General features: G+C 57.6%; 25 protein-coding genes and 1 tRNA gene. 12 read left to right on the top strand and 14 right to left on the bottom strand.

The annotated features are described in order from the left end of the window. From EDC27_RS14035 to EDC27_RS13980, 12 genes are all read right to left on the bottom strand, one after another. Nucleotides 1-1251 (bottom strand): M16 family metallopeptidase, encoded by a 1251-nt coding sequence (locus EDC27_RS14035; RefSeq protein ID WP_123291263.1) that lies wholly within the window; start codon nucleotides 1249-1251, stop codon nucleotides 1-3. Beyond that, nucleotides 1241-3358: a polyribonucleotide nucleotidyltransferase gene (pnp, locus tag EDC27_RS14030; RefSeq protein ID WP_123291262.1), complete on the bottom strand. Its 2118-nt coding sequence runs from the start codon at nucleotides 3356-3358 to the stop codon at nucleotides 1241-1243. The genes EDC27_RS14035 and pnp overlap by 11 nt, the downstream gene beginning before the upstream one ends. Nucleotides 3359-3399: 41 nt before the next feature. Then, entirely contained in the window at nucleotides 3400-3669 is a 270-nt protein-coding gene (gene rpsO, locus EDC27_RS14025; RefSeq protein WP_123291261.1) for a 30S ribosomal protein S15, read from the bottom strand. Between the two features lie 16 nt (nucleotides 3670-3685). Next, a complete protein-coding gene (gene truB, locus EDC27_RS14020) occupies nucleotides 3686-4648 on the bottom strand; it encodes a tRNA pseudouridine(55) synthase TruB (protein ID WP_170161836.1) in 963 nt (320 codons plus the stop codon). Between the two features lie 16 nt (nucleotides 4649-4664). Continuing rightward, complete coding sequence (locus tag EDC27_RS14015) at nucleotides 4665-5738, bottom strand: DHH family phosphoesterase (protein WP_170161835.1); 1074 nt, start codon at nucleotides 5736-5738, stop codon at nucleotides 4665-4667. Beyond that, nucleotides 5701-6048, bottom strand: a complete 348-nt coding sequence (rbfA, locus tag EDC27_RS14010; RefSeq protein WP_123291338.1) for a 30S ribosome-binding factor RbfA — start codon at nucleotides 6046-6048, stop codon at nucleotides 5701-5703. The genes EDC27_RS14015 and rbfA overlap by 38 nt, the downstream gene beginning before the upstream one ends. Before the next feature lie 158 nt (nucleotides 6049-6206). Then, nucleotides 6207-6518, bottom strand: a complete 312-nt coding sequence (locus EDC27_RS14005) for a DUF503 domain-containing protein (protein WP_245994603.1) — start codon at nucleotides 6516-6518, stop codon at nucleotides 6207-6209. 54 nt (nucleotides 6519-6572) lie between these two features. Continuing rightward, complete coding sequence (infB, locus tag EDC27_RS14000; protein WP_123291257.1) at nucleotides 6573-9521, bottom strand: translation initiation factor IF-2; 2949 nt, start codon at nucleotides 9519-9521, stop codon at nucleotides 6573-6575. A gap of 12 nt (nucleotides 9522-9533) precedes the next feature. Continuing rightward, a complete protein-coding gene (locus tag EDC27_RS16955) occupies nucleotides 9534-9902 on the bottom strand; it encodes a YlxR family protein (protein WP_123291256.1) in 369 nt (122 codons plus the stop codon). Nucleotides 9903-9904: 2 nt separating this feature from the next. Then, the gene (gene nusA / locus EDC27_RS13990) at nucleotides 9905-11251 is read right to left on the bottom strand and encodes a transcription termination factor NusA (protein WP_123291255.1); all 1347 of its coding nucleotides are present in this window, start codon (nucleotides 11249-11251) and stop codon (nucleotides 9905-9907) included. 66 nt (nucleotides 11252-11317) lie between these two features. After that, nucleotides 11318-11830, bottom strand: coding sequence for a ribosome maturation factor RimP (locus EDC27_RS13985; RefSeq protein WP_123291254.1), 513 nt, complete (start codon nucleotides 11828-11830; stop codon nucleotides 11318-11320). Nucleotides 11831-12057: 227 nt separating this feature from the next. Then, nucleotides 12058-12133: transfer RNA gene (locus EDC27_RS13980), tRNA-Gly, on the bottom strand. A gap of 306 nt (nucleotides 12134-12439) precedes the next feature. On the opposite strand from EDC27_RS13980, the gene EDC27_RS13975 reads away from it, so the two are divergent. Continuing rightward, entirely contained in the window at nucleotides 12440-12886 is a 447-nt protein-coding gene (locus EDC27_RS13975) for an archease (protein WP_170161834.1), read from the top strand. A 46-nt stretch (nucleotides 12887-12932) separates the two neighbouring features. Then, on the top strand, nucleotides 12933-14390 hold the full coding sequence (locus tag EDC27_RS13970) for an RtcB family protein (RefSeq protein ID WP_123291252.1): 1458 nt from the start codon (nucleotides 12933-12935) through the stop codon (nucleotides 14388-14390). A gap of 25 nt (nucleotides 14391-14415) precedes the next feature. Here EDC27_RS13970 and EDC27_RS13965 read toward each other — a convergent pair whose 3' ends face one another. Both EDC27_RS13965 and EDC27_RS13960 read right to left on the bottom strand, forming a co-directional pair. Beyond that, nucleotides 14416-14886: a GreA/GreB family elongation factor gene (locus tag EDC27_RS13965; protein WP_123291251.1), complete on the bottom strand. Its 471-nt coding sequence runs from the start codon at nucleotides 14884-14886 to the stop codon at nucleotides 14416-14418. An 89-nt stretch (nucleotides 14887-14975) separates the two neighbouring features. Continuing rightward, a complete protein-coding gene (locus EDC27_RS13960; RefSeq protein ID WP_281273160.1) occupies nucleotides 14976-15572 on the bottom strand; it encodes an NUDIX hydrolase in 597 nt (198 codons plus the stop codon). A 232-nt stretch (nucleotides 15573-15804) separates the two neighbouring features. Between EDC27_RS13960 and nuoF the strand changes: the two genes are divergently transcribed. From nuoF to nuoK, 10 genes are all read left to right on the top strand, one after another. Further along, nucleotides 15805-17652 (top strand): NADH-quinone oxidoreductase subunit NuoF, encoded by a 1848-nt coding sequence (nuoF, locus tag EDC27_RS13955; RefSeq protein WP_123291337.1) that lies wholly within the window; start codon nucleotides 15805-15807, stop codon nucleotides 17650-17652. Between the two features lie 34 nt (nucleotides 17653-17686). Further along, a complete protein-coding gene (locus EDC27_RS13950) occupies nucleotides 17687-18043 on the top strand; it encodes an NADH-quinone oxidoreductase subunit A (RefSeq protein WP_123291249.1) in 357 nt (118 codons plus the stop codon). Then, the gene (locus tag EDC27_RS13945; RefSeq protein ID WP_123291248.1) at nucleotides 18034-18570 is read left to right on the top strand and encodes an NADH-quinone oxidoreductase subunit B; all 537 of its coding nucleotides are present in this window, start codon (nucleotides 18034-18036) and stop codon (nucleotides 18568-18570) included. The genes EDC27_RS13950 and EDC27_RS13945 overlap by 10 nt, the downstream gene beginning before the upstream one ends. Then, nucleotides 18567-19049, top strand: coding sequence for an NADH-quinone oxidoreductase subunit C (locus EDC27_RS13940; RefSeq protein ID WP_123291247.1), 483 nt, complete (start codon nucleotides 18567-18569; stop codon nucleotides 19047-19049). The genes EDC27_RS13945 and EDC27_RS13940 overlap by 4 nt, the downstream gene beginning before the upstream one ends. Before the next feature lie 9 nt (nucleotides 19050-19058). Then, nucleotides 19059-20234, top strand: a complete 1176-nt coding sequence (gene nuoD, locus EDC27_RS13935; protein WP_123291246.1) for an NADH dehydrogenase (quinone) subunit D — start codon at nucleotides 19059-19061, stop codon at nucleotides 20232-20234. Nucleotides 20235-20236: 2 nt separating this feature from the next. Then, nucleotides 20237-22930, top strand: a complete 2694-nt coding sequence (locus EDC27_RS13930) for a molybdopterin-dependent oxidoreductase (protein WP_123291245.1) — start codon at nucleotides 20237-20239, stop codon at nucleotides 22928-22930. Nucleotides 22931-22943: 13 nt separating this feature from the next. Further along, nucleotides 22944-23972 carry an NADH-quinone oxidoreductase subunit NuoH gene (nuoH, locus tag EDC27_RS13925; RefSeq protein WP_123291244.1) on the top strand — a complete coding sequence of 343 codons (1029 nt, stop codon included), beginning with the start codon at nucleotides 22944-22946 and terminating at the stop codon, nucleotides 23970-23972. A gap of 24 nt (nucleotides 23973-23996) precedes the next feature. Continuing rightward, nucleotides 23997-24398, top strand: a complete 402-nt coding sequence (locus EDC27_RS13920) for a NuoI/complex I 23 kDa subunit family protein (RefSeq protein ID WP_123291243.1) — start codon at nucleotides 23997-23999, stop codon at nucleotides 24396-24398. A gap of 20 nt (nucleotides 24399-24418) precedes the next feature. Continuing rightward, a complete protein-coding gene (locus tag EDC27_RS13915) occupies nucleotides 24419-24937 on the top strand; it encodes an NADH-quinone oxidoreductase subunit J (RefSeq protein WP_123291242.1) in 519 nt (172 codons plus the stop codon). Between the two features lie 75 nt (nucleotides 24938-25012). Then, nucleotides 25013-25318 (top strand): NADH-quinone oxidoreductase subunit NuoK, encoded by a 306-nt coding sequence (gene nuoK / locus EDC27_RS13910; RefSeq protein ID WP_123291241.1) that lies wholly within the window; start codon nucleotides 25013-25015, stop codon nucleotides 25316-25318. Nucleotides 25319-25332: the final 14 nt, after the last annotated feature.

Here is a 25332-nt window from a genome sequence, read left to right as displayed (position 1 = left end):
TCACGCGGCCGCCATGTCGTCGGCTGTGTTTTCCACAGGTCCCAGAAGCGTCACGGCGGTGTTTTCCGGTTGATAGTGTTTAACGAACCAAGCCCGCACATCGTCGACCGTCACGGCGTCAATGGCCTTTTCCACCTCTTCCAAAGGTACATGGCGGCCAAAGACGAATTCATTCTTGGCCAGCCGATTCATGCGCGCATCGGTGCTTTCCGCATTCAGGTACATGCTTCCCTTGAGGTATTCCTTGGCGGCGTCCAGTTCCGAGGCGGTGATGGCATCGCGGCGCACGGCGTCCATTTCGGCGGTGATGACATCCAAGGTTTCGGCCACGTTCTCGGGCGACACGGCGGCATACACGCCCATAAGCCCCGTGTCCTCATGGCTGTTCACAAAGGAATATATGGAATAGGCTAGGCCACGCTTTTCACGCACTTCCTGGAACAACCGGCTGCTCATGCTATTGCCCAGAACCACGTTGACCACATGGCAGGCAAAGCGTTCAGGGTCAGCTTGGGAACATCCAGGAAAACCCAGGCAGATATGGACCTGTTCCAGGTCCTTGGGCAGTAGGGTTCGATGGCAAAAGACCTGAGGGGGTTGCCGATGCGGGGCATGGCGGGAATGGTTTAAGGAGGCCACATGGGGAGCCACCAGGTCTACAAAGGCCTCATGGTCCACGTTGCCCGCTGCCGCCACGAGCACGGCCCGTGGGGCGAAGCGTCTACTCAAAAAATTCAGAATTTTGGACCGGTCCAAAGCCATAACGGATTCCTGGGTGCCGTAGATGGGCGCACCCAGGGGATGAGCCCTCCAAAAGTGTTGCTGAAAAAGAATGTGTGCCAGGTCTTCCGGGGAATCTTCGATCATGTTGATTTCCTGCACCACGACCTGGCGTTCCTTTTCAATGTCTTCGTCGGCGAACAGCGAATGGAGAAAAATGTCCGTGAGCACATCCACCACCAGGTCCAGGTGGCTATCCAGAACCTTGGCGTGAAGGCACAGGTTTTCTTTGGACGTAAAAGCGTTGGCGAAGCCTCCCACCGCATCCAGCGCCATGGCGATGTCTAGAGCAGACCGCTGCGCCGTGCCTTTAAAAAGCATGTGTTCGATGAAGTGGGTCACCCCTTGCTCGTGAGGTTCTTCATCGCGGGACCCCACGTTGACCCAAATGCCCATGGAGACGGAGTGCACTCCGGGCATCTTTTCGGTCACGATGCGAATGCCGTTGGAAAGAACGGTCTTACGAACCAACGCGGCCTCTCCCCTTGCGGTGTTCCGGATCGCCAAGCACGGCCTTTCGGCTCAGCCGTATGCGCCCTTCGCGATCGATGTCGATAACCTTCACCAACACCTCATCGCCTTCTTTGACCACGTCGGTTACTTTCTGCACCCGCTTGTGGTCCAGCTGTGAGATGTGAATGAGGCCTTCTGTATGCGGAAGAATTTCCGCAAAAGCGCCAAAGTCCGTGACCTTGGTGACCCGAGCCATGTAGACCTGGCCGATTTCGGGTTCCATTGTCAGTCCTCGAATCCTGTCGATGGCCTTTTGGCATGCATCCTTGTCCGGACTCATGATCACCACGCGGCCCGAATCTTCGATGTCGATCTTGGCCCCGGTTTCCGCCACAATCCCTCGAATGATCTTTCCGCCCGGGCCGATGACATCGCGAATCTTTTCCGGGTTGATTTGAATGACTTCCATGCGCGGCGCATAGGGGGACAATTCCGAACGCGGGGTGGAGATCACCTCTCTCATTCGAGACAGGATAAACAGCCGTCCCTGGCGGGCCTGTTCCAAGGCCCGTGTCATGATTTCTCGGCTGATTCCCGCAATCTTCACATCCATCTGAATCGCTGTCACACCCTTTTCGTTTCCGGTGACCTTGAAGTCCATGTCGCCCAGGTGATCTTCATCGCCCAGAATGTCAGAAAGGATCAGGAAATTGTCACCTTCCTTGATGAGACCCATGGCAATGCCGGCTACCATGTCCTGCACGGGGACTCCAGCGTCCATAAGCGACAGGCACGCGCCGCACACGCTTGCCATGGAACTGCTGCCGTTGGATTCCAGCACTTCGCAGACCACGCGAATCGTGTAAGGAAAAGTGCCGTTGGGAGGCAGAATGGGTTTCACGGCACGTTCCGCCAAAGCGCCATGGCCGATTTCTCGGCGGCCCGGTCCGCGCAACGGGCGCACTTCGCCCACCGAGTAGGGCGGAAAGTTGTAGTGAAGCATGAAGGACTTGAAGGATTCGCCCGTGAGGGCTTCGATCTTTTGCTCATCGCTGGATGAGCCCAAAGTGGTGACGGCCAGAACCTGGGTTTCTCCCCTCCGAAACAGGGCCGAACCATGGGTGCGCGGCAAAAGGCCGACCTCGATGCTGAGGGGGCGAATTTCATCAAAAGCGCGGCCGTCAATGCGGCGCCGTTCCTCAACCATCATACGCCGCACCGTTTCTTTTTCCAGCTTTTCTAGAACGCGCTCTACGTCCTTTTCCGAGCCGGGGAAGGTCTCCGCCAAGGCGGCAAGCACGCTGGCATGGAGCGCTTTCTTTTTGTCCCGACGCTGCATCTTGTCGGCCGTCGTCATGGCTTCGCGCATGCCGGCCGCGGCCATCTGCCGCACTGCCTGTTCCAGTTCTGCAGGAATCGAGGGCTCGACGATTTCTTCCTTGGGCACGCCGGCCAGGCGCCGCAGTTCTTCTTGAGCGTCCAAAATGGGCAGGATGGCCCGATGCGCTTCGCCGATGGCTTCCAAAATGTCCGCTTCGGGAACAAATTGGGCGCCCCCCTCCACCATGACCACGGCGTCGCGGCTGCCGGCCACAACCACGTTCATATCGCTGCGTTCAAGCTGCGCGGCGCTAGGATTGATAATGAAGCGGCCGTCGACGCGCCCCACACGCACGGCGGCCACGGGTCCCGCAAAGGGAATGGGCGAAAGATGCAAAGCCGCCGAAGCTCCCGTCAAAGCCACCACGTCCGGTTCGTTTTCCTGATCCACCGAAAGCACCGTGGCAATCACCTGGGTTTCATAGGCAAAGCCTTTGGGAAACAAGGGCCGAATGGGGCGGTCGATGAGGCGGGAAGTGAGGGTTTCCTTTTCGCTGGGTCTTCCGATTTCCCTTCGAAAAAAGCCGCCCGGAATTCTTCCCGCGGCATAGCTCATTTCTTGGTATTCCACCATGAGCGGCACAAAATCGATGCCTTCGCGGATGCGGTCTTCTTTCACGGCGGCCACCATAACCACTGTGTCCCCGTAGCGCACAAACACCGCTCCACTGGCTTGTCGGACCGCGTGGCCCGTTTCAATGATGAGGGGGCGTCCGCCCACGTCAACCTGGACCGATTTCTTCATAGATCTGTTCCTCGTCTTTCCGGGGTTGATCGGTATCCCTATTACCGGCGCAGCCCCAAGCGCTCGATCAACGTGTGGTAGCGATCGATGTTTTTACGTTTCAAATAGTTGAGCAATTGTCGCCTCTGGCCGACCAGTTTGAGCAAACCGCGGCGCGAGTGATGGTCCTTTTTGTGAACTTTGAAATGCTCGGTCAAATAATTGATTCGTTCGCTTAGCAAAGCGATCTGGACTTCGGGTGAGCCCGTATCAGTGGGGTGAATTTTGTAAGTGTCGATGATTTCTTTTTTTCTTTCTGGGGTGAGAACCACGTGTATCCTCCTTTGTCTAGATGAAAGTGTCCGATGATCGAAAGACCTTTAGACGACGTTGGCCAGGCTGAGCCACGGGCCACCACAGGGCCAGCAGCACGTTGTTGGGACCCATGAGGCGCACGGGTCCGCCGTGTCCTTCCGCAACCACCGCTTGCGAATTCAGCCAGGTTTCAGGCAACTGTCCATGGCGTATTCGGTTTCGAATGGCGGCATCGGTCACCACCACAGCAGGCAGATGGGAAAGGGCCGCATGAAGCGGAATGACGTGGCGCATCCACTCCCGATCGTGAGCCATCCTGTCCAAAGCGTCCAAAGGCAGAGCATCATGGACCGAGAACGGTCCACTTTCCGTTCGCCGCAGCGCCGTGACGTGGGCGCCACAGCCAAGGCGGCGTCCCAGGTCGGCGGCCAACTGCCGCACGTAGGTTCCCTTGGAACAATGCACATGGCACGAGATTTCGGGCCATGTGTCTTCCACAATGTGCAGGGAATAAATCTCCACGGGTCTGCGAGGTGCCTCTATTTCCTTGCCGGCCCGCGTCCATTCATAAAGGCGACGTCCTTGCACCTTGACGGCGGCGTATCGCGGCACCTGCTGCATCTGGGGACCGACCATTTCGGCTGCCGTGTTTCGAAGACGTTCCGGGCTCACGGCAGGTCCCTCGTAGACCCGTGTGACCCGGCCCGTGAGATCCAAGGTGTCTGTTTCCACACCGAGGCGCATACGGAAAATGTATCGCTTGTCCATGTGCGTGAGCAGGTCGGCGATGCGGGTGGCCTCGCCGAGGCAAAGCACCAGAAGGCCTGTGGCGAAGGGATCCAGAGTGCCCGTGTGGCCCATTTTGGAAACACCCAGGCGACGGCGCAAAGAGTCCACCACGTCATGGGATGTCCACCCTTCGGGTTTGTCCACCAAAAGGACGCCGTGCACGACAACAGAAGGGGCGCGTTGTGCCGAGCGCTTCAACGAATTCATCGATATCTGCCCCGTTTCATGCATGGCTGTTGAGATACTCCCGCGCCTTCTGCGTCACGGCCGCCCGCACCTGAGCCAGGACGCCTCGAGTGCGAAACGCCGCCGCGTGTCGATGTCCACCACCACCGTATCGACGTGCAAAGGCTGCCACATCCACAGGGTCCTTAGACCGCAGGCTCACATGCACGATGCCATCTTCTTCTTCACGAAACAACGCGGCCATGTAGACCGAGCGGACACTGCGCAGATGGTTGATGAAACTTTCCGCATCGGCGCGCGTCGCTCCCGTGTCCCGAAACATGGCCTGGCTCAGTTCGGCGGTGGCCAAGCGATTGTCGGCGTCAAAAGCTACGGTCAAAAGCACCTGGGCCAGAAGCCGCAACCGTTGCGGGGATCCGGAATCGTAAATCTGGGCAGCGATAAAAGCAGGCTGGGCGCCGTGCCCCACGAGTTCCGTGGCGATGGCCAACACTCTACGGGTCGTGTTGGAAAACCGAAAGGAGCCGGTATCGGTAAGAAGGCCGGTGTAGAGTTGGGTGGCCAAAGCGGGCGTGATGGGCACGCCGAGAAACACCGCGAGGTCATAGAGCAGTTCACAGGTGCTGCTGGCTGTTGGTTCAACCCACGCCACGGTGCCAAAGGGATCGTGGCTCACATGATGGTCGATATTGACCAGGGTGGGAACTCGAGAAAGAGGTTCCGCCAAGGCCGTGCCGACTCGGTTAAATTCACCGCAATCCACCAAAATGGCCGTGTCATAGTCTGCAGCCGCATTCCAGGAATGGTGAATGCACTCGATGCCTTCCAGGAAATCATGACCCGGAGGGGGCGGGTCTTCACAATAGGCGTCGACGGTTTTCCCCAAAAGGCGCAGTATGGTGGTAGCGGCCAAAAGGGATCCGACGGCATCCCCGTCGGGACGCACGTGCGTGGCCACGGCAAAGCGCCGCCCTTTGGAAATGACCTGTTTCAAGGCGGCCAGCACCTGCCCTCGATGGGTTTCCTCACAAGGGCGCTCGTGGAGCACTGCGCTGGAGCGTTCGCTGCAGAGGTCAGGATTCTTCGTGGATTCGATGAAGCAACCGTTCAATTTTTTCTCCGTAATCAAAAGAGGTGTCGAAGAAGAATTGAATATCCGGCACGTAGCGCAGTTCCACTCGGCGGCCGATTTCACGACGGATGAAGGGCCGAGCTTTCTCCAGAGCCTGAGACACCTGAGGGCGTTCCTCCTCAGAGCCCACAAAGCAGTAATAAATCTTGGCATACCGAAGGTCGGCGCTCACGTCTACGCCGGTCACGGTCAGTTTGCTCAGTCGAGGATCCCGCACGCGCCGCAGCAAAATTTCGGCGACGGTGCGCTGCAGAAGATCTGCAACACGTTCTGATCTTTTATATTGCATGGTCTGTCCGTCGTCTCCCGCTGCAAGCATGCCCGAGTAAGGCTCTTAGGGCTTCGAGTGTTAACGCCGCCGCAAGGCGCATGGCTTATTGTGGCGGCCCGAGCCACCCCTATAAGGATACCTTCTCGAAGCCCGCAAGCCCGTTGCTTGACAGGCTCCTAGAGCGGGATGATCTCAAAGTGGTGACTTTCCAAATCGGCAAGGCCCATTCCCGCCATGTACTCGACCACCTTGTCCAAAATAGCGTTGAGCAGGCGGGAATCGTTGCCGATGACGGCAATGCCCAAGGTGGCCCGCTGATAACGATCCAGATCATCCACTTCGGCGATGGCAATGGGAAAGCGGTTTCGACTCCTTTCGATGAGGCTCTTGACGATCTTGCGCTTTCCCTTCAGCGAATCGTTTCCGTGAAGCCGAAACGTGACCCGGGCCACTCCCACATTGACCGTGGTTTCCTTCATGCGACTCATGCACCTTCGATGACGAACACACCGCCTGGCTGGGTCATGCCATGGACTTGCCCATCAAGGCTGCGGCCGATCCTCTGGACTCGGCCTGGTTTCCAAAACCGGAGCCACCTCGACCATCTGGTAGACTTCCAACAGGTCCCCCACCTTGATGTCGTTAAAGTTTTCGATGGTCAAACCGCATTCAAAGCCGGCTTTGACTTCGCGCGCATCGTCTTTGAAGCGTTTCAAAGACGAAATCTTACCGTCCCAGACCACCACTCCATCACGAAGGAGCCGCACCTTGGCACTGCGTTCCACCTTGCCCTCGGTAACGTAACATCCCGCCACAGTGCCAATACGGGAAATGTGAAAGGTCTGGCGCACTTCGGCACGGCCCACAATCTCTTCCTGGTATTGAGGTTCCAGTAACCCCACCATGGCGTCTTTGATGTCGTCCAGGATCTGGTAGATCACATCGTAGTAACGAATGCTCACCTTTTCCTGTTCCGCCAGCTCCTGAGCTTTGGCATCGGCTCGCACGTTGAACCCGATGATGAGGGCGTTGGAGGCCGAAGCGAGCATGACGTCGCTTTCGGAAATAGCGCCCGTGCCGGCGTGGATGAGCGAGACCTTCACGTCGGGAGTGGAGAGCTTTAGCAAGGAATCCCGAATGGCTTCCAGAGACCCCTGAACGTCGGTCTTGAGAATGACGCTGATTTCCTGGATTTGGCCGTCCCGAATCTGTCCGTAGAGCTTTTCCAGAGTGACCTTGGTGGTTCGTGACAGTTCCTTTTCCCGCGCTTTCAGCTGGCGATGTTCGGCGACGAGCTTGGCCTGCTTTTCGTCGGCCAATACGACAAAATCGTCGCCCGCATTGGGCACGCCGGACAGGCCTATGACTTCCACGGGCACCGAAGGGCCCGCGGCCGTCACTTTCTGGCCCTTATCGTTGAACATGCTGCGCACTCGGCCGAAATAGGTGCCGCACACATAGGCGTTACCTTCCCTCAGAGTCCCTTCCTGCACCAAAATGGTGGCCACGGGACCTCGACCTTTGTCCAGCTTGGCTTCTATGACACGGCCTCGAGCCGGCTTATTGGGGTTGGCCTTGAGTTCCATCAGTTCGGCCTGCAGCAGCACCATTTCTAGAAGTTCTTCAATGCCCATCTTTTTCTTGGCGGAAATTTCCACCATGGTAACGTCCCCGCCCCATTCCTCGGGCAACAGGCCGTGTTCGGACAGTTCTCTCTTGACGCGATCGGGGTTGGCGTTGGGTTTGTCAATCTTGTTGATGGCCACCATGATGGGCACACCGGCCGCCTTGGAATGGTTGATGGCTTCCACCGTTTGCTGCATAACTCCGTCGTCGGCAGCCACCACCAAAATGACAATGTCCGTCACTTTGGCTCCTCGAGCCCGCATGGCCGTAAAGGCTTCGTGGCCAGGCGTGTCCAGAAAGGTGATATGGCGCCCGTCCAATTCCACGAAGTAGGCGCCGATGTGCTGGGTAATGCCGCCGGCTTCTTGGTCAATGACCCTGGTGTGGCGAATGGCGTCCAGAAGTGAAGTCTTGCCGTGGTCCACGTGGCCCATGACGGTCACCACCGGAGGACGAGGTTGCAGGTCTTCCGGGCGATCTTCGACGGTTTGCAAAATGTCTTCCTCTTCAAACCCGGCCTTTTCCACCTCGTAGTCGAACTCGGCGGCCACCAGAGCCGCGGCATCAAAGTCGATGGCCTGATTGATGTTGGCCGGGAGGCCCAAGGCAAGCAGTTTCTTGATGACCTCCGTGGCCTTGACGCCCATTTGCCGCGCCAAATTGGCCACCGTGATCGCTTCATCGATGCGAATGCGCCGCTTGATGGCTTTGGGGACGGTGATCTGGGGCTTTTGTGGCCCGTGGTCCTCGCGCCGTAAACTTTCCTTGCCCCGTTCGTCCTGAGCGCGCAACTCCTTCTTGGTATAAAGCTCTTCCCGCCCGACGACTTCCTTACGGCCCTTGCGCAGCTTCTTTTCGGGCCCTGAGGGTTCCTCGTCCGGGCGCAAGCGCTTCTTGCGCAGAGGTTCTCGACTGATTTCCTGTTCCGGAAGAAAGCGCACCACCGTCGGCGGCACCTCAGGTTCCTCTTCGGGTTCCGAGGGAATGATTTCCGGCAGGCTGATAATGCGCGCCGGCTCGTCTTTTCGGCGCTTTCTCCGGCGCCGCTTGCCTTTTTTCTTCTTGGCCTTGTCCTCTTCCTCTTCCCCTTTCTCTGACACGACCGCCAGAGCTTCCATGGGCTCCTCGGCCGCTCGAACGGGTTCGGGGCGAGAAATGATGCGGGCCGGTTGATCCGTTTCCTCCTCGACCTCAGCGGGGGCTTTTCGAATCTCTTTTTCCTTCTCGGCAGAAGGCACGGGTTCCGCACCCGCTTCCTCCATGGCCTCGGCCGTCACAGAGTCTTCTTGAGCCGACATCGGCTCAGCGGGGGCCTCTTCGTGCACGGCTTCCGCTTCCGCCGCTTCACCAAGGCCAGGCTCTTCTGGAACCGGCGACACTTCAATGGCCGTTTTCAGCGCCTTTTCAGAAACCTCTTCCACCTTCTCGGCTTCCGCAGCCGAAGTCACCGAGGGTGTCGGCTCTTCCGCAGGCGGCTTCGCAGCTTCCGCGACGTCTTCGGGCTCCACGGGCGGCTTCGCAGCCGTTGCAACGGGGATCTCGGTAGCGGCGGGTTCTTCCGCGGCCTTCTGATCCTCTTGTCCCAAGACCTCGGGCGCTTCCCCCGCCCCAGCCACCTGAACCTCTGCAGGTTGCTCGACCTCGATCTTTTTTCGTCGTCGAATGACCTGTCGGCCGATCCGCTTTTCCTCCACCTGTCTGGTCACGTCCCTTTGCAGGTGTTCACGGATTTTGGCAACGGCCGATTCGCTCAAGGTGCTCATATGATTTTTTACGACGATCCCCATTTTGAGGATCTTGTCGAGGAGCTCCCTGCTATTCATGTCCAACTCTTTGGCTAGCTCGTGCACCCTCATTCGTGCCATGGAAAAAACCCCCTAGAATTCTTCAACAGCCGTGTCCCCGGACTCAGGCCGCGGACGTGTTGTGGTCTTACGCACACATAGTGAATGATCCTCCGTGTTCACGCAGCCCGTCAATCCCTTGTGCAGGTGAGATATTCCCCCCATCAAAGAGGGTGACACCCCCTGAAGCCGACCTCGAAAGGCTCGAGAGAGCGCTTTGCTCTTGGAGACGCCATTGAGACACATCGGGCACACGTACGCGCCACGTCCCGGTAAACGCTGCCGCAGGTCAGGAACCACGAGGCGCTGTGCATCCAGCACGAGCCGCACAAGGTCCCGCTTTGGGCGTTTGGTTCGACACACGATACAGGTCCGATAAGGTGTGTGCCCCCGTCCTCGCATGCTTATTCCACCGGCTCTGCGCGCTCCTCGGATTCGGACTCTTGCGTCTCCCCCTCGTCCTCAGCGTTGTTTTCTGCCTCGTGTTGGTTCATCTCGTCGGCCTCCAATTCTCCACTGGTTGCAAGCAAGGTTTGAGCCTGTGCCTGCATGGCTTCCAGGGCCGATGGAGAGAGGCCGGTCAGGGATTCCAACTCATCGAGCCCCGCCTCACAAAAATCGCTCAAGGACGTAATGCCCGCTTCGTAAAGCTTATCGGCCATTTCCTCGCTAAGGGTATCGATGTGCAGCAGTGCCTGATAGCCAGCTTGCTTTTGCCGTTCATAGCGGGATTCACTTTTCACGTCAATATGCCAGCCCGTAATACGCGAAGCCAAGCGCACATTTTGACCTCGGCGGCCAATGGCCAGAGACAGCTGATCGTCGGGCACAATGACTTCCATGCTTCGATTCGTTTGGTCAATGATGACCTTGTTGATGATGGCCGGAGCCAAGGCATTGACCACGAACTTGGCCGGATCAAGGTTCCATGGCACGATATCAATCTTTTCGCCACGCAATTCCTGAACCACCGCCTGGACACGAGATCCCTTCATACCCACACAGGCCCCCACAGGGTCCACGTCCGGGTCCTTGGACACCACGGCGATTTTGGCACGGGATCCAGGCTCGCGTGCCGCCGCCAATATGCTCACCGTGCCATCACTGACCTCGGGCACCTCAATGCGAAAAAGTTGAATTAAAAAATCGGGATGGGTGCGGCTCAAAACAATCTGAGGCCCCTTGCTGATCTTTTTCACATCCAGAATGTAGGCTCGAATGCGATCTCCCTGGCGGTATACTTCCCGAGGAATTTGTTCCTTGACCGGAAGAATGGCTTCGGCGCGGCCCAAGTTGACGATGATGCCGGAACGGTCCACCTTCTGGACGATGCCGGTGACGATTTCACGCTTTCGATCCTTGTACTCCTCGTAGGTGGCTTCCCTTTCGGCATCCTTCATCTTCTGAATAATGACCTGCTTGGCCGATTGGGCGGCAATGCGGCCCAGAGTGTCCGTGTCCATGCGAATACCCAGTTCATCGCCAATTTCCGATTCCGGGTCCAGACTTCGAGCCTCCTCAAGGGAAATCTGCTTTTCCGGATCCTTGACGTCTTCCACCACTTCCTTGAACGTGAAGGCTTCCATTTCGCCGAACTCGTCACTGTAGGAAACCTCCACATCTACTTTGGATCCGTATCGTTTCTTGATGGCCGACTTGACCGCTTCGACCAAGGTGTCAATCAACACGGCGCGGTCGATCCCCTTTTCTCGACTCACTTGATCGATCAACCGCTTCAATTCGCTGGCCATAACGCCCTTTCTCCTCCTGTGCCCATCTTCGGTCCTGAAACGGGTCTTACATGCCTCAGTGGTGTTTCAATCGCTCCGCATCGGCTTTGGCGTCCTTTGAGATGACTCGAAGTAGCGCAAACGGGCTCTTTCCACGGCATTCAAAGGAATGTCAAAGAATGTTCCGTCACATTCCATGCGAATGCCTTCCGGATGGGCCGCCACCAGGGTGCCCTTGAAATTCTTTCGAGATTCAATGGGAAGGCGCGTGCGCACGGAAATCACATTGCCGATCTGGCGCTGAAAATGTTCCCAGCGTCGAAGCGGTCGGTTCAGCCCCGGGGAAGACACCTCCAGATGGTATGGCCCAGGAATGGGGTCCTCCACGTCCAAGAGGTCGCTCACCATGCGGCTGACCGACGCGCAGTCTTCCACGCTGACGCCATCGTCACGGTCCACAAAAAGGCGCAGCACCCAGCCTTGACTTTCCCTGCGGTACTCCACCTCAATGAGCTCCATTCCTTCCGCCGTGACCAACGGCGCGGTGAGATCCCAAATTTTTTGCACAACCGCTCGAGTCGCCTCTACTTTTCCGTTCATTCCACGGTGCCCGATGCAAAAAAAAAGCGGGCTTTGAGCCCACTCCCATTAGTAGAGCAATGATCAAAGAAAATCCGGCTTCAGTGCCGTGAGGTGCGACGTTCACAAAAGACCGTGTTGAACATTGTCATCCACTAATCGAAGTCGGCGTCCGCCAAAAACCACGCTCCCGCCACCTCAAAAAGGGAAGCCCTTTCGCTCGAGGAAAGGGTGAGCTTCTCGCCGTGTGGAGCGGGCAACGGGATTCGAACCCGCGACCCCAAGCTTGGGAAGCTCGTGCTCTACCAACTGAGCTATGCCCGCTCAAGCGCCACAACGACTCCATCCTAGAGAGTTCCCCTCGGCAAGTCAAGCCCAATGTGGCGAAGCCTCAGCCCTGAGGGCAGGCAGGGAGCGTAATGTAATGCAGTTTAACCTTTTTATAAATAGGTGACGAGCACCTGTCGAACACGGCCGTTGAGAGTGTCTTCTGCGGGCGGCGCGCATCTTCTCTTTGATTGCAGGACCGGTTACGTCTTAAGACGTGGACCGCTAAAAATCCGTTCGATACAGGCACGGAATCTGTTAGGCGGAATGAAACCCTTTGGCCTAGGTGAAAAGGATACGCTCATGAGCTGGTACGAAGGCGAAGCCATGGACCAGGGGTGGTACGAAATTATCCATCACACGGCCGATGTGGGCCTTCGCGTGCATGGGCCGCACCTGAGGCACGTCTTTGAAAAGGCCGCACTGGGATTCTACGACCTCATGGCGGGTCTGACGGCCATTGAAGAGCGCCAGGTTCGCCATGTGCACGTGGAGGCCGAAGCCTTGGATGAGCTTCTGGTGCGCTGGCTTTCCGAACTGCTCTATCTCTTTGACGTGGAAAATTTTTTGGGCAAGAAGGTGGCCGTGGTGCTGGAGCCTTCATGGCATGTGAAAGCGACCGTGCACGGAGAGGTTTTTGATCCACAACGCCATGAATTGAAACTGCTCTATAAGGCCGTCACCTACCACATGGCTTCCGTGGAATTTCGTAACGGGTTCTGGACGGCTCAAGTCATTTTCGACATTTAAGGCCTGCCCTGGCGCGAGGGGTTTGGGAAGGTTAGGAGGTTCAACCATGAGTGTGAAGGATCGTCTCAGATTGGAAAGAATTGACGGGTGGCGCTGGAAGATTCCTCGCACCGGCGCCATGCGCACGGATGGCATCATCTACGCGGCAGAAAAAATGCTGGACGCCATTCGTCAGGATCAGGCCATGGATCAGGTGGCCAATGTGGCTTGTCTGCCAGGCATTGTGGGCTATTCCATGGCCATGCCGGACGTTCATTGGGGTTACGGCTTTCCCATTGGCGGCGTTGCCGCCTTTTCGGTGGACGAAGGCATTGTGTCTCCGGGTGGCGTGGGCTACGACATCAACTGCGGTGTGCGCCTCATGACCAGCCACCTGCAGGCTCTGGAGTTGGGTGCCGAGAAGATACGCGATCTGGTCACAGCCCTGTTTCGGAACATTCCTTCCGGCGTGGGATCCTCACGCAAGGATTTCAAACTGAGCGAAGCCGAACTGGACGGCGTGCTTCTCAAAGGTGCGCAATGGGCCGTCTCTAAAGGGTTTGGCGACGCCCTTGATTTGGAACGCATTGAAGAAGGCGGATGCATTCCCTGGGCCGATCCCGCCCAGGTTTCTGCCAAGGCCAGAGCTCGGGGGCGATCACAGCTGGGAACCTTGGGCTCGGGCAATCATTTTGTGGAAATCGGCGTGGTGGAAGAGATCTACGAGCCGAAAACGGCCGAGGTTTTTGGACTGTTTCAAGGGCAACTGACGGTTTTTGTGCACACCGGCTCTCGAGGTCTAGGCCACCAGGTGTGTGACGATTTTATTCGCGTCTTGCTCAAGAGCACTCAAAAGTACGGCATTGATCTTCCCGATAAACAACTGTGCTGCGCTCCGGTGGCTTCCCTCGAAGGGCAAAGTTACTTGGGCGCCATGGGTGCGGCGGCCAATTTCGCCTTTGCTAATCGACAGATGATCAGCCATTGGGTGCGGGAAACCTTTGAACAGTTCTTCGGCCAATCTTCCGAACGCCTGGGGCTGAGCTTGCTCTATGACGTGTGCCACAATATGGCAAAGATCGAAGAACACGTTTGGCAAGGGCAGCGCCGCAAGCTTTGCGTGCATCGAAAAGGGGCCACGCGAGCCTTTTCGGCAGGTCATGAAGCGATTCCGGAGGCCTACCGATCCGTGGGGCAACCCGTGCTCATTCCCGGTGACATGGGGCGCTACAGTTATGTTTTGGTGGGGACGGATCGGGCCATGGAGGACACCTTTGGCAGCACATGCCACGGTGCCGGCCGAGTGCTCAGCCGTCACCAGGCGGTCAAGAGCGCCAAAGGCCGCAGCATTGTAAAGGAAATGGAAGATCGAGGTGTTTTCGTGCTCGGCGCCAGCAAGGCCACCCTGGTGGAAGAGATGCCCGAGGCGTACAAGGACGTGAGTGATGTGGTGGAAGTGGTGGCCCAGGCGGGCATCAGTCGCCCCGTGGCCAAGCTGCGCCCCCTCGGCGTCATGAAAGGATAAAACATCCTGCAGCTGGACCGTGGGCTTAAAAATCTACGTGAAGGATGCGGTAGGTGCGTTCGCCGGCGGGAGTGAGCACCGTGATTTCTTCTCCGGGGTTTCGACCCATGAGGCCGCGGCCGACGGGAGAGTCGATGGAAAGCTTGCCGTTGCGCACATCCGATTCAAAAGGACCAACCATTTGAAAGTGATAAACCTGGCCCGTATCCATGTTCAAGACGGCGATGCGGGCACCAAAGGTCACGCGCCGCACAAGAAATTTTCCACCGACAACGATTTCACACTGGGAAATCTTGGCCTGCAGATCGTCGATCTCTCTTTGCAGCATGCGGTGCTGTTCCCGAGCCAAGAGGTATTGTTGGTTGTCGATCTTGACGCCATATAGGCGGGCTTCTTGCAGTTCTTCCAGCACACGCGGTCGAACCACACGCCTCAGATAGATCAGCTGGGCGTAAAGTTTTCGAAAGCCTTGGCGTGTGATGGGAACCTTTTCCATGGGCGTTCTTTTTCGGTCCTCTGAGCATGCCCTGATCCATGACCCCGCCGGTTAGGGCAATCCACCGAGGGCAGGGAGTTCCGCCGAGGTCAAGGTGCGCCGTGGAACAAGGTCAAGGCGCCACGGGCCTTCAAACTTTGATAAAGGCACAGGGCGATGACCGTCTTGCCGTCCGTGATGGTGCCTTCATGGAGGCTGTGCATGACTTGATCCACCGAAAGAATTTCCACACGGGAAATCTCATCTTCGTCTCCGAGCGCTTTTTCCCGCCTCAATCCCGAGGCCGCAAAAATGGCGATGACTTCGTCCGAATATCCGATGGCCGGATGGTATCGAAAAATGGGCACCAGAACGGACGCCCGATAGCCCGTCTCCTCGAGAAGCTCGCGGCGGGCGCCGTCTTCCGCCGATTCTCCAGGATCCAGCTTTCCCGCAGGGATTTCCAACGTTTCTCGCCCGATGGCGTAGCGCCACTGGCGCACCATGAGTATCTGCGTGCACTCGGGATCGGTAAAGGCTAAAACCGCTGCCGCTTCGGGATGTTCCATGCGAATGCGTTCCGTCATCCTTCCCGTGCGCAGCCGCACCGCGTCCAGATGAGCACTGAAATGATTGGCATGAAGGCTGGCCAATGTGCGAAGGCGTTCTTCCATGGCTTCCAAAGGCTCCACCGCTCGAGGTTCCATGCGCATTCTCTGTACATATTACATTAAAATACCCGTAGCCTTTTTGGAAAGCTTTTTATGCCGCCCCGTGATTTCCGATGACGCACAAGGGAGGAGCCTAGTTTGTGAAGAATTTCATTGACACGGACCCCAAAGCGGGCCATAGTTGTGCACTGTGACGGTTCTTGTGGCGGTGGCAGCGAATGATCGGCGCGCGGAAGCTCCAAAGATCGAGAAAGCGGGTAGAGGTTCCATGAGGCGTCCTGCGGTTTTCCAAAACCCTTCCAAAGACCTCAGTCCTTCCGAGGTTGCCCGAATTCAGGAGATCATTGATCGGTACCGTGGCACGAAAGGGGCTTTGCTTCCTCTGCTGAGCGAGGTGCAAGTGGCGTGCGGCCATTGGCTTCCAGCCAATGTGTTGGCGTGGATTGCCGACGAGGTGGACGTTCACTTGAGTTACCTCTACGGCATGGCCACCTTTTACACCATGTTCTCTTTGGAACCTCGAGGGCAGTTCATCGTTCGCGTGTGTGAATCCCCCGCCTGCCACATTCTAGGGACGCAAACGGTGCTGGAGGCACTGCGTGAGGAACTGGACATCGATGTGGGACAGACCACACCCGACGGCCTTTTCACGCTGGAGCTTTCTTCATGCCTTGGCGTGTGCGAAGTGGCTCCGGCCATGCAGATCAACGAAGTGGTGTTTGGCAACCTGACGCGCCAAAAAATTCATGAGGTCATTGAACGGTATCGGCGCGGCGATGTGGTGGATTACCGCAAGTTGCCCGGTTCCGGAGGGCGGGTGCGCACGGACTGGGAGATTCATCGCCGAGCTATTCTCCTGCATGGCGTGGGGGACATCGATCCGGAAAGCCTTGACGACTATTTGGCCATTGGAGGCTACGAGGCGTTGCGTAAGGCGGTCTTGGGCATGTCTCCGGAACAGGTGGTGGAGGAAGTCAAGCAATCGGGGCTTCGGGGCCGCGGCGGAGCCGGTTTTCCTACAGGCATGAAATGGTCCTTTACGCTGCCTTTGAAGGCGCCGGAAAAGTACGTCATCTGCAACGCGGACGAAGGGGAACCCGGCACGTTCAAAGATCGCTACATTATGGAAGGAAACCCTCACCGGCTCTTGGAAGGATTGATCATTGCCGGATATGCCATTGGGGCCTGCAAGGGTTTCATTTACGTGCGAGGCGAATACGCCCTGTCCATGCACCGGCTGCGTCGGGCGGTGGAGCAGGCGCGGGAGCGCGGATTTCTCGGGCAACGCATCTTGGGTTCAACGTTTTCCTTTGACGTGGAGATTCGATCCGGTGCCGGAGCCTATGTGTGCGGGGAAGAAACGGCGCTGATCGAATCCATTGAAGGGCTTCGAGGCAACCCGAGGGTCAAGCCGCCCTTTCCGGGGGTTCGAGGGCTGTGGGCTATGCCCACGGTGGTCAACAATGTGGAAACCCTGGCCAATGTGCCGGCCATCATCAAGAACGGCGCCTCCTGGTACCGGTCCTTTGGCACCGAAGATTCCCCGGGCGTCAAGCTCTATCAGATCTGCGGCCACGTGAATGCGCCGCAGATCGTGGAAGCACCCTTGGGGCTCACGCTGCGAGAACTTATTGAAGTCTACGGCGGCGGGATGAAGGACGGTATCCCGTTCAAAATGTGCCAAACGGGTGGGGCTTCCTTTGGCTTCTTTACGGCGGAACACCTGGATACGGTCATGGACTATGCATCCATGCAGAAAAAAGGCGGCGCCTTGGGTTCCGGCACCATGTTGGTCATGAACGAAAAGACCTGTGTGGTGGATGTGGTGCGCAATATCATGCACTTTTTCCAGCATGAATCCTGCGGATTTTGCACGCCGTGTCGGCGGGGCACGCGCGTGCTCTATGAAACCCTGTGCCGCATCGCGCAAGGGGAAGGGCGTGAATCCGATCTGTCCCTAATGGTCGACCTGGCCCAGACCATGTCGGCCACGGCCAACTGTGCCTTGGCCATGTCCCCCATCTTTTTTGTTCGCACCACCATTGAACGGCTCAAAGACGAATACCTGGCCCATATTGTGGACAAGAAATGCCCCTTGGGCGTGTGCTCTGCATGAGGGTTCGGGCCATGAGGTGTGAGGAGGCCGGTCCATGACGGCGATGTACCTCCCGGTGCTGCTCTATCTTGTGATCACCATGGCTGTGATGGGCGCCATCATCCTTGTGTCCAAGCGCATTGGCACCCGCAAGGCCACGCGACAGAAGATGATGCCCTATGAGTGCGGCATGGATCCCATCGGGACTTTGGAAATCCATTTTCCCGTGAAATTCTACGTGCTGGCCATGGTCTTTATCATCTTCGACATTGAAACCGTGTTCCTCTACCCGTGGGGCGTTATTTTTCGAGATCTGGGGTGGTTTGGATTTGTGGAAATGCTTGTCTTCACTGTGGTTCTTCTGATCGGCCTGGTCTATTTGTACCGAAAGGGGGCTTTGGAATGGGATTAGAGCAGCAGATCCGAAGCCAGATTCTCACCTCCATACTGGAAAAGTTCGTCAACTGGGCCCGCAAGTCTTCCGTGTGGCCGGCCACCTTTGGCTTGGCGTGCTGTGCCATAGAGATGATCTGCACGGCGGCCAATCGCTTTGACATCGCTCGGTTCGGCATGGAGGCCTTTCGAGCGTCCCCCAGGCAGGCGGATCTCATGATTGTGGCCGGCACGGTCACCAAGAAGATGTTGCCCGCGGTGGTGCGCATTTACGAGCAGATGCCGGAGCCCAAGTGGGTCATAGCCATGGGAGCCTGCGCCTGTTCGGGAGGCATCTTTCGCAGCTACGCCGTGGTGCAGGGCATTGATCGGTATCTTCCCGTGGACGTCTATGTTCCCGGATGCCCGCCCAGACCGGAAGCGCTCTTGTATGGCATTTTGAAACTTCACGACAAGATTCTTAAGGATCCTTTCCTTACCCGCAAGGAGGGCCCCGTGGTGGTGAATCCTGAGGCGGCGCAGTCTTTTCGGGGGGTGCGGGCGTGAGCGGCGAAGGGCTGTCCAGGGCGTATGTGGAAGAGGTGATCGAAGGGTTGCCTGCACAGGCGGTGCGAGGCCGAACGTGTTTTCGGGATCAATGGACCATCGACGTGGGCGCCGAAGACCTTCTTGCGGTGATGACCGAACTTCGAAACCGGTGGGGATTTCGATACTTGATCGACCTGACCGCGGTGGATTTTTATCCGCAAAAGCCCCGATTTCAAGTGGTTTACCATCTGTGGTGCCATGCGCATCACGCTCTGCTTCGCGTCAAAACATGGGCGGAGACGGACCCGCCCAGTGTGCCGTCGGTAAGCGGGCTGTGGACCACCGCCGACTGGCATGAACGGGAATGCTACGACCTTTTGGGCATTCACTTTGCGGGCCATCCGAATCTACGAAGAATCCTGCTTCCCGAGACGTGGGAGGGGCATCCGTTGCGGAAGGACTATCCCACCGAGGGCCCCGACTGGGATTTGGACTAGGACTGCACCATGAGTGAACTGACCGAACGCTTGATCCTCAATGTGGGACCTCAGCATCCCAGCACCCATGGGGTGTTGCGCGTGGTGGTGGAACTGGACGGGGAGGTGATTGTGCGGTGCACGCCGGACATTGGGTATTTGCACCGCGGCATCGAAAAGCTCATGGAATCCAAGACCTACCACCAGTGCCTGCCATTGACGGACCGCATCGACTACCTGGCCGGATCGGCCAACAATTTGGGATTCGTGTTGGCCGTGGAAAAGCTCTTGGGTATTGAAGTGCCGCCGCGCGCTCGCTACCTGCGGGTCATTATGGCGGAGATGACGCGAATTTCCAGTCACCTGTTTTGGCTAGCCACCCACGCTCACGACCTGGGCGCCATGACCCCGCTCTTTTATACGTTTCGAGAGCGGGAGCAGCTCATGGATCTGTTTGAAGCGGTGGCGGGAGGGCGGCTGTTTCCCTGTTACTTTCGCATCGGCGGGGTGGCTCGGGATGTTCCCGACGGCTGGACAGAGGCCGTGCGAGAGTTTTGTCGCACGTTTCCCGAAAAGATGAAGGACTATGAAACCCTTTTGACCAAGAATCCCATTTGGATTCGGCGCACGCGAGGCGTCGGCGTGCTGACGGTGGATGAAGTCTTGGACTACGGGTTAAGCGGTCCGGTGGCTCGGGGTTCCGGTATCGCCTGGGATGTGCGTCGAGCGGATCCTTACTGCGGGTATGACGAATTCGATTTCGTGGTGCCTGTGGGAGAAAACGGGGACACTTACGATCGGTACCTGGTGCGGCTGGAAGAGATGCGCCAGAGCGCCCGCATCATCATGCAGGCCTTGGATCGTCTTCCGGCGGGGGACATCGCCGTCCAGGATCCCACCATCGCCTATCCGCCCAAGGCGGATGTGTTTACGAAAATCGAATCGCTCATTCAGCATTTTCTCTTGGTGGAAGATGGCATTCGGCCGCCTCAAGGGGAAGTGTTTCACCATACGGAAGCGCCTAAGGGAGAACTGGGGTTTTACATCGTCAGCGACGGCACCTCTCGACCTTTTCGCGTGAAGGTGCGCACGCCCAGTTTCGTCAATCTGCAGGTGCTCAGCAAAATGGCGGAAGGCAGGCTTCTGGCGGATCTCATCGCCCTCATCGGAACCATTGATATTGTGCTTGCGGACGTGGATCGATAGCGATGATCACAGTGACCATCAACGGCAAAGCCTTGGAAGCCAAACCGGGCATGACCATCATGGACGTGGCGGACCGACACGGCATTTACATTCCCAGATTGTGCTACCACAAGGCGCTAAGTCCCATCGGGGCGTGCCGCATCTGTGTGGTGGAAGTCAAACCGGGCCCGCCACGGCCTGTGCCCGCTTGCACGACACCCGTCACCGACAAGATGGAAGTGACCACGGAATCGGAGCGGCTCACCCACTACCGTCGTGAACTGCTGCAACTGCTTCTTATCAATCATCCTCTAGACTGCCCCATCTGCGACAAGGGCGGCGAATGCGAATTGCAAAACCTGACGCGGCACCTGAAAATTCAGGACCAGCCTTACAAGGCGGCTCGGCTCACGCCGCGCTACGACAGCCAATCGCCCCTCATCGAACGCTATCCGGACCGGTGTGTCAATTGCGAACGGTGTGTGCGCGTGTGCCGGGATCGCGTAGGCGCGGCGGCTCTGTATTTCGATAACCGAGGTTATCGCACGGCGGTGACCGCCGGCGGCGCGGTGATGGACTGCGAATTTTGCGGCTCCTGCATTGCCGTGTGTCCGGTGGGTGCGATCATTGACAAGACGTTCAAGTATAGCGCTCGAGCCTGGCAGCTTGTTAAAGACACGGCGGTGTGTCCCTACTGCGGTGGCGGCTGCCACTTGGTGTTGAACACCAAAAAGGGGCGCCTGAAAAGGGTCACCAGTTCCTTTGACGAATCCGTCAATGCGGGAATTCTCTGCAGTCGAGGCCGGTTTGGGTTGAACATCGTTCAGGAAGAGGCGCGCCTCAAAGAACCGCTTCTTCGCCAAAACGGGCGGCTTGTGCCCGTTTCCTGGAATGAGGCTTTGGATTTTGCGGCCCAGCAGCTTCAGCAGCTACGCGCTCAGTATGGTGCCAAAACCTTTGCCGGTGTGGGATCGCCTCGTGCCAGTAATGAAAGCAACTATGTGTTTCAAAAATTCTGCCGAGCCGTCCTGGGGACACCTCACGTGGACGCCACCACCGCTTTGGACCACCAAAGAATGCTCAGGGCTCTGGTGGATGTGTTGGGTCGCCCCAAGGTCACCTACGGCAACGAAAAGGAAAGTCTGCCTCGAACCATTCGCGGTGTTTCCGGATTTCAGCTGGCTTTGGGCACTTACGACGATCTGGAAAAGGCCGACACCGTCCTGGTGGTGGGCTCCGATGTCAAAAAAGAGATGCCTCCCCTGGCATGGCGGGTCAATACTGCGCAAAAGGACAAGAGGCTTCGAGACCTTCTTGTCATCAGCACGCGGCGCACGCGGTTTCGTTCCGCAGCCCAGTGGAACGCCACCTGTCGGCCTGGAAGTCCGGGCTTCGTCATTCTGGGAATCCTCAAGTCGCTTCTGGAACAAAACGATCCGCGGCTTCGTGGGTTTGGTGATTTCCGGCGCGAAGAAGTCCTGAGAAAGCGGCTGGACGCCACGCAGTGGAGTCTGGTCGAAGAGGCGACGGGGCTGCAGCGCCACGACCTGGCCTATGCCGCCCAAAAACTTCTGGACGCCGAAAGGCCTTCGCTCATTGTTGGCTACGATCTGGCCGGTCTTGCGGACGGCTACGTGGCCATGTGCTACGTGGCGGATTTGCTTCTGGTGCTTGGCAAAAAGCTGCGATTGCATCTCACGGCCGAAAAAGCCAACACGCAGGGCTGTTCGGACATGGGCGTGAGCCCCTTTTGGCTGCCGGGCTATATGGCCTTGGACAATGCTGAGATGCTAGAAAAAGTCTGGGGCCTTTCGATCCCCAGAGAAGCCGGCTTTTCTTTGGACCGCATGCTGCATCTGGCAGCCGAAGGAGCCCCTGACGCCCCCAAGGCCCTACTTCTCATGGGCACCAACCTCATGGGCACACACCTTCCTCGGCCCGTGGTGGAAAAGGCCCTGCACAACGCTGCCTTTGTCATGAGCCAGGAAGTGTTCTTGAACGAGACGGCAGCTCGAGCCCATGTGGTCTTTCCGACCAAGACAGCGGTGGAAAGCGAAGGCACACTGACCAGCGGCGAACTGCGAGTGCAGCGGCAGCGAGCCCGTGCTTTTGTGGAAGGTCCCTGGGATGATTGGAAGATTCTTCAGGAGCTTTCCCGACGTTTGGGCGTGGATTTCGGCTACGGCTCGGCCGAGGATATCTTTCGGGAAATCAGTGTGGTTTTTCCGCACTACGATCAGTATCCGTTTTCGGAGATTCCCCAGGAAGGGTACTGGTGGAACCGCATGTATCGAGCCAAGTACGGCTCGGCGAGCTGGCGCCGCGTGCTGGATCCCTCGTTGGGTGCCGTCACTCCCTGGCTGGAATTTCCTCCACAGCCCTCGGAAGCTTACCCCATGCTTTTGCTGGTGTGCCGGTCGCTGTTTCAGTCCGGCACCTACGGCCGTTACGGTACGGGGGCCAGGACACTGGAACCCCAAGGGAGCGTGTGGCTGTGCCCAAAGGATGCGCAAAGTCTGGGGATCCAAGACGGGGACACGGTCTTGTTGTCCACGCCGCACGGGACCATGGAAGCTCCGGTGGGCATCGATCGGCAGGTACCTCAAGGGGTCGTGCAGGCCGCGACCCACTATGAAAACCTGCCTCTGGGCCGTATCACCGACGGCAACCTCCTGACACCCTTGCGTGTGGAAAACCTCAGTTCCAAGGCGCAGTGAAAGGCGACACACCATGGACTGGATCGTTTACGGTGTTCTCACCCTGGCCAAGACGGCGCTGGTCCTCTTTGTTCTGCTGACGGCCGTGGCCTACGCCACGCTCATGGAACGCAAGGTTCTGGGGTTCATGCAACTGCGCCTGGGACCCAACCGCGTGGGGCCGTGGGGGCTGCTGCAGCCCCTGGCCGACGGCGTCAAGCTCTTTTTCAAAGAAGACATCGACCTTCCCGTTTCCGAACCGCGCCTGTATTCCCTCGCTCCGTGGGTGACGGCCGTGGCGGCGCTCACCCCCTTTGCGGCCATTCCCTTTGCGGACACACTCTTTCCGGAAGCCGTCATGGTTTTTGGGCACACCGTGGACCTTACCGCCTACGGCGTGCATCGAGGGGTCATCGCCGATCTTCCCGGAGCCGTCCTATTCATCCTGGCCATTTCCTCCCTTTCCACCTACGGCGTGGTTCTGGGAGGCTGGGCGTCGGATAACCGGTATTCCCTTTTGGGTGGCATTCGAGTCACCGCCCAAATGATCAGCTATGAACTGGCCCTGGGCATGGCCGTCGTGGGGGTACTCATGACGGCCGGGTCTATGCGGCTGACAGAAATCGTCGAGGCCCAGAGCCGCCTGCCCTTTGTGGTCTATCAACCTTTGGGTTTTGTGCTGTTCATGATCGCCGCCTTTGCCGAAGCGTGCCGCACGCCTTTTGACCTCATCGAATGCGAAAACGAGCTGGTAGCCGGCTACCACACGGAATACAGCTCCATGCGGTTCGCTCTGTTTCAGCTGGCGGAATACGCGCACATCATCACGGTGAGTGCCGTGGCGGTGACCTTGTACCTTGGCGGATGGCAGGGGCCGTGGCTGCCTTCCGGGGTCTGGTTCGTGCTGAAGACCGCCGCTCTGGTGTTTTTCTTCATTTGGGTTCGGGCCACGTACCCTCGCGTGCGCTTTGATCAGCTCATGAACTTCGGCTGGAAGGTGCTGCTGCCGGTGTCCTTGGCCAACATTGTGGTCACGGGATGTTTTGTGCTGTTGTGGGGTTGATGAGGAGCCTTTCAAGGAGAACATATGCTGGGACCCCTTGTTAAAGGGCTTGCCAAGACCTTTGAACAGCTTTTTCGCAAGCCCATCACCATTGAATATCCGGAAAAGAAGCGGGAAGTGTCCGACAGGTTTCGAGGACATCCCAGACTGTTGAGGGACGAAAACGGCCGCATCAAATGTGTGGCCTGTCATCTGTGTGAAACGGTCTGCCCGTCCAAGGCCATCGTCGTCGAACCGGAAGCAGGGGAGACCATCCATGAGAAAAGGCCGCGCCGGTTTGTGGTGGATCTGACGCGGTGCATCTTTTGCGGCTTTTGCCAGGAAGCTTGTCCCAAAGGGGCCATCATGCTGAACCGAAAATACGAACTGGCGCAGTATGACAAGGCCGCTTTGGTCTACGACAAGGAAAAGCTTCTTCAAGACTAGGACGTGGTGAGGACTGTTGCATGGAACTTGTGTTGTTTGTGGTCTTTTCCCTGATCACTTTGCTGAGCGCTGCCGCCGTGGTGATGCATCCACATCCCGTAAAGAGCGCCCTGTTTCTCATCGTGTCCTTTTTTGCCATGGGCGGTCTGTATCTCCTGTTGCAAGCGGAATTCATTGCGCTGATGCAGGTTCTGGTCTACGCCGGCGCCGTCATGGTGCTCTTTTTGTTCGTCATCATGCTGCTCAACTTGAAGCCACGAGGCGAAGACCGCGCGGATTTCAAGAAGCGGCTGCGCTGGGCGTTGCCGTTCCTGTTCATTTTTCTTGGAGCCGTCTTGACCGTCATCACCAGTCCGTTGGCGCGGCTGGGGCCCATGGGAGGCCAAGGCGCGCCGTGGGTGGCCAGCCAGGGAGGCAATGTGCGTGCCGTAGGCCGGATGCTGTTCACCTCCGCCTTTCTTCCCTTTGAGGTGACCTCCATTGCACTCTTGGTGGCTGTGGTGGGTGTCATTGTGCTGGCCAAAAAGGAACGTAAGTAGATGGGAAGCCATAAGACTCCTTGGGGGTTCGAGGACAGACCTATGGATCGAGACCGACAGAGGAAAGGGTAGGGCATGGCGGTTCCAGTTGAATACTATGTCCTTGTGAGCGCGCTGTTGTTTGCCTTAGGGGCGTTGGGGGTGCTGACCCGGCGCAATGCCATCGTCATTTTCATGTCCATCGAACTGATGCTCAACGCCGCCAATTTGAGCTTCGTGGCGTTTTCCAGGGCTTTGGAAGGTCTGGACGGCCAGCTCTTTGTCTTTTTCGTCATGGTGGTGGCGGCGGCGGAAGTGACCGTCGGGTTGGCCATCATTGTCACCTTGTATCGCAACTGGAAGACCATTTTCGTGGACGAAATTCGGCTTCTTAAAGGCTGATTGCAAAAAGAGAA

Source organism: Desulfosoma caldarium (genome assembly GCF_003751385.1).
Lineage (GTDB): Bacteria > Desulfobacterota > Syntrophobacteria > Syntrophobacterales > DSM-9756 > Desulfosoma > Desulfosoma caldarium.
The sequence above is the reverse complement of the archived record's forward strand: the minus strand, read 5'-3'. Positions and strand labels throughout refer to the sequence as shown.

What these genes read in the sequence shown, in the direction of transcription:
- EDC27_RS13920 (WP_123291243.1), top strand. Translation starts at nt 23,997, where the DNA reads ATGCTGGGACCCCTTGTTAAAGGGCTTGCCAAGACCTTTGAACAGCTT.
- EDC27_RS13915 (WP_123291242.1), top strand. Translation starts at nt 24,419, where the DNA reads ATGGAACTTGTGTTGTTTGTGGTCTTTTCCCTGATCACTTTGCTGAGC.
- EDC27_RS13930 (WP_123291245.1), top strand. Translation starts at nt 20,237, where the DNA reads ATGATCACAGTGACCATCAACGGCAAAGCCTTGGAAGCCAAACCGGGC.
- rbfA (WP_123291338.1), bottom strand. Translation starts at nt 6,048, where the DNA reads ATGCAATATAAAAGATCAGAACGTGTTGCAGATCTTCTGCAGCGCACC.
- EDC27_RS13960 (WP_281273160.1), bottom strand. Translation starts at nt 15,572, where the DNA reads ATGGAACCTCGAGCGGTGGAGCCTTTGGAAGCCATGGAAGAACGCCTT.
- EDC27_RS13965 (WP_123291251.1), bottom strand. Translation starts at nt 14,886, where the DNA reads ATGGAAAAGGTTCCCATCACACGCCAAGGCTTTCGAAAACTTTACGCC.
- infB (WP_123291257.1), bottom strand. Translation starts at nt 9,521, where the DNA reads ATGGCACGAATGAGGGTGCACGAGCTAGCCAAAGAGTTGGACATGAAT.
- EDC27_RS13945 (WP_123291248.1), top strand. Translation starts at nt 18,034, where the DNA reads ATGGGATTAGAGCAGCAGATCCGAAGCCAGATTCTCACCTCCATACTG.
- EDC27_RS14005 (WP_245994603.1), bottom strand. Translation starts at nt 6,518, where the DNA reads ATGAGTCGCATGAAGGAAACCACGGTCAATGTGGGAGTGGCCCGGGTC.
- nusA (WP_123291255.1), bottom strand. Translation starts at nt 11,251, where the DNA reads ATGGCCAGCGAATTGAAGCGGTTGATCGATCAAGTGAGTCGAGAAAAG.
- EDC27_RS13975 (WP_170161834.1), top strand. Translation starts at nt 12,440, where the DNA reads ATGAGCTGGTACGAAGGCGAAGCCATGGACCAGGGGTGGTACGAAATT.
- EDC27_RS16955 (WP_123291256.1), bottom strand. Translation starts at nt 9,902, where the DNA reads ATGCGAGGACGGGGGCACACACCTTATCGGACCTGTATCGTGTGTCGA.
- EDC27_RS13970 (WP_123291252.1), top strand. Translation starts at nt 12,933, where the DNA reads ATGAGTGTGAAGGATCGTCTCAGATTGGAAAGAATTGACGGGTGGCGC.
- EDC27_RS13985 (WP_123291254.1), bottom strand. Translation starts at nt 11,830, where the DNA reads ATGAACGGAAAAGTAGAGGCGACTCGAGCGGTTGTGCAAAAAATTTGG.
- pnp (WP_123291262.1), bottom strand. Translation starts at nt 3,358, where the DNA reads ATGAAGAAATCGGTCCAGGTTGACGTGGGCGGACGCCCCCTCATCATT.
- nuoF (WP_123291337.1), top strand. Translation starts at nt 15,805, where the DNA reads ATGAGGCGTCCTGCGGTTTTCCAAAACCCTTCCAAAGACCTCAGTCCT.
- nuoH (WP_123291244.1), top strand. Translation starts at nt 22,944, where the DNA reads ATGGACTGGATCGTTTACGGTGTTCTCACCCTGGCCAAGACGGCGCTG.
- EDC27_RS13950 (WP_123291249.1), top strand. Translation starts at nt 17,687, where the DNA reads ATGACGGCGATGTACCTCCCGGTGCTGCTCTATCTTGTGATCACCATG.
- nuoD (WP_123291246.1), top strand. Translation starts at nt 19,059, where the DNA reads ATGAGTGAACTGACCGAACGCTTGATCCTCAATGTGGGACCTCAGCAT.
- truB (WP_170161836.1), bottom strand. Translation starts at nt 4,648, where the DNA reads ATGAATTCGTTGAAGCGCTCGGCACAACGCGCCCCTTCTGTTGTCGTG.
- nuoK (WP_123291241.1), top strand. Translation starts at nt 25,013, where the DNA reads ATGGCGGTTCCAGTTGAATACTATGTCCTTGTGAGCGCGCTGTTGTTT.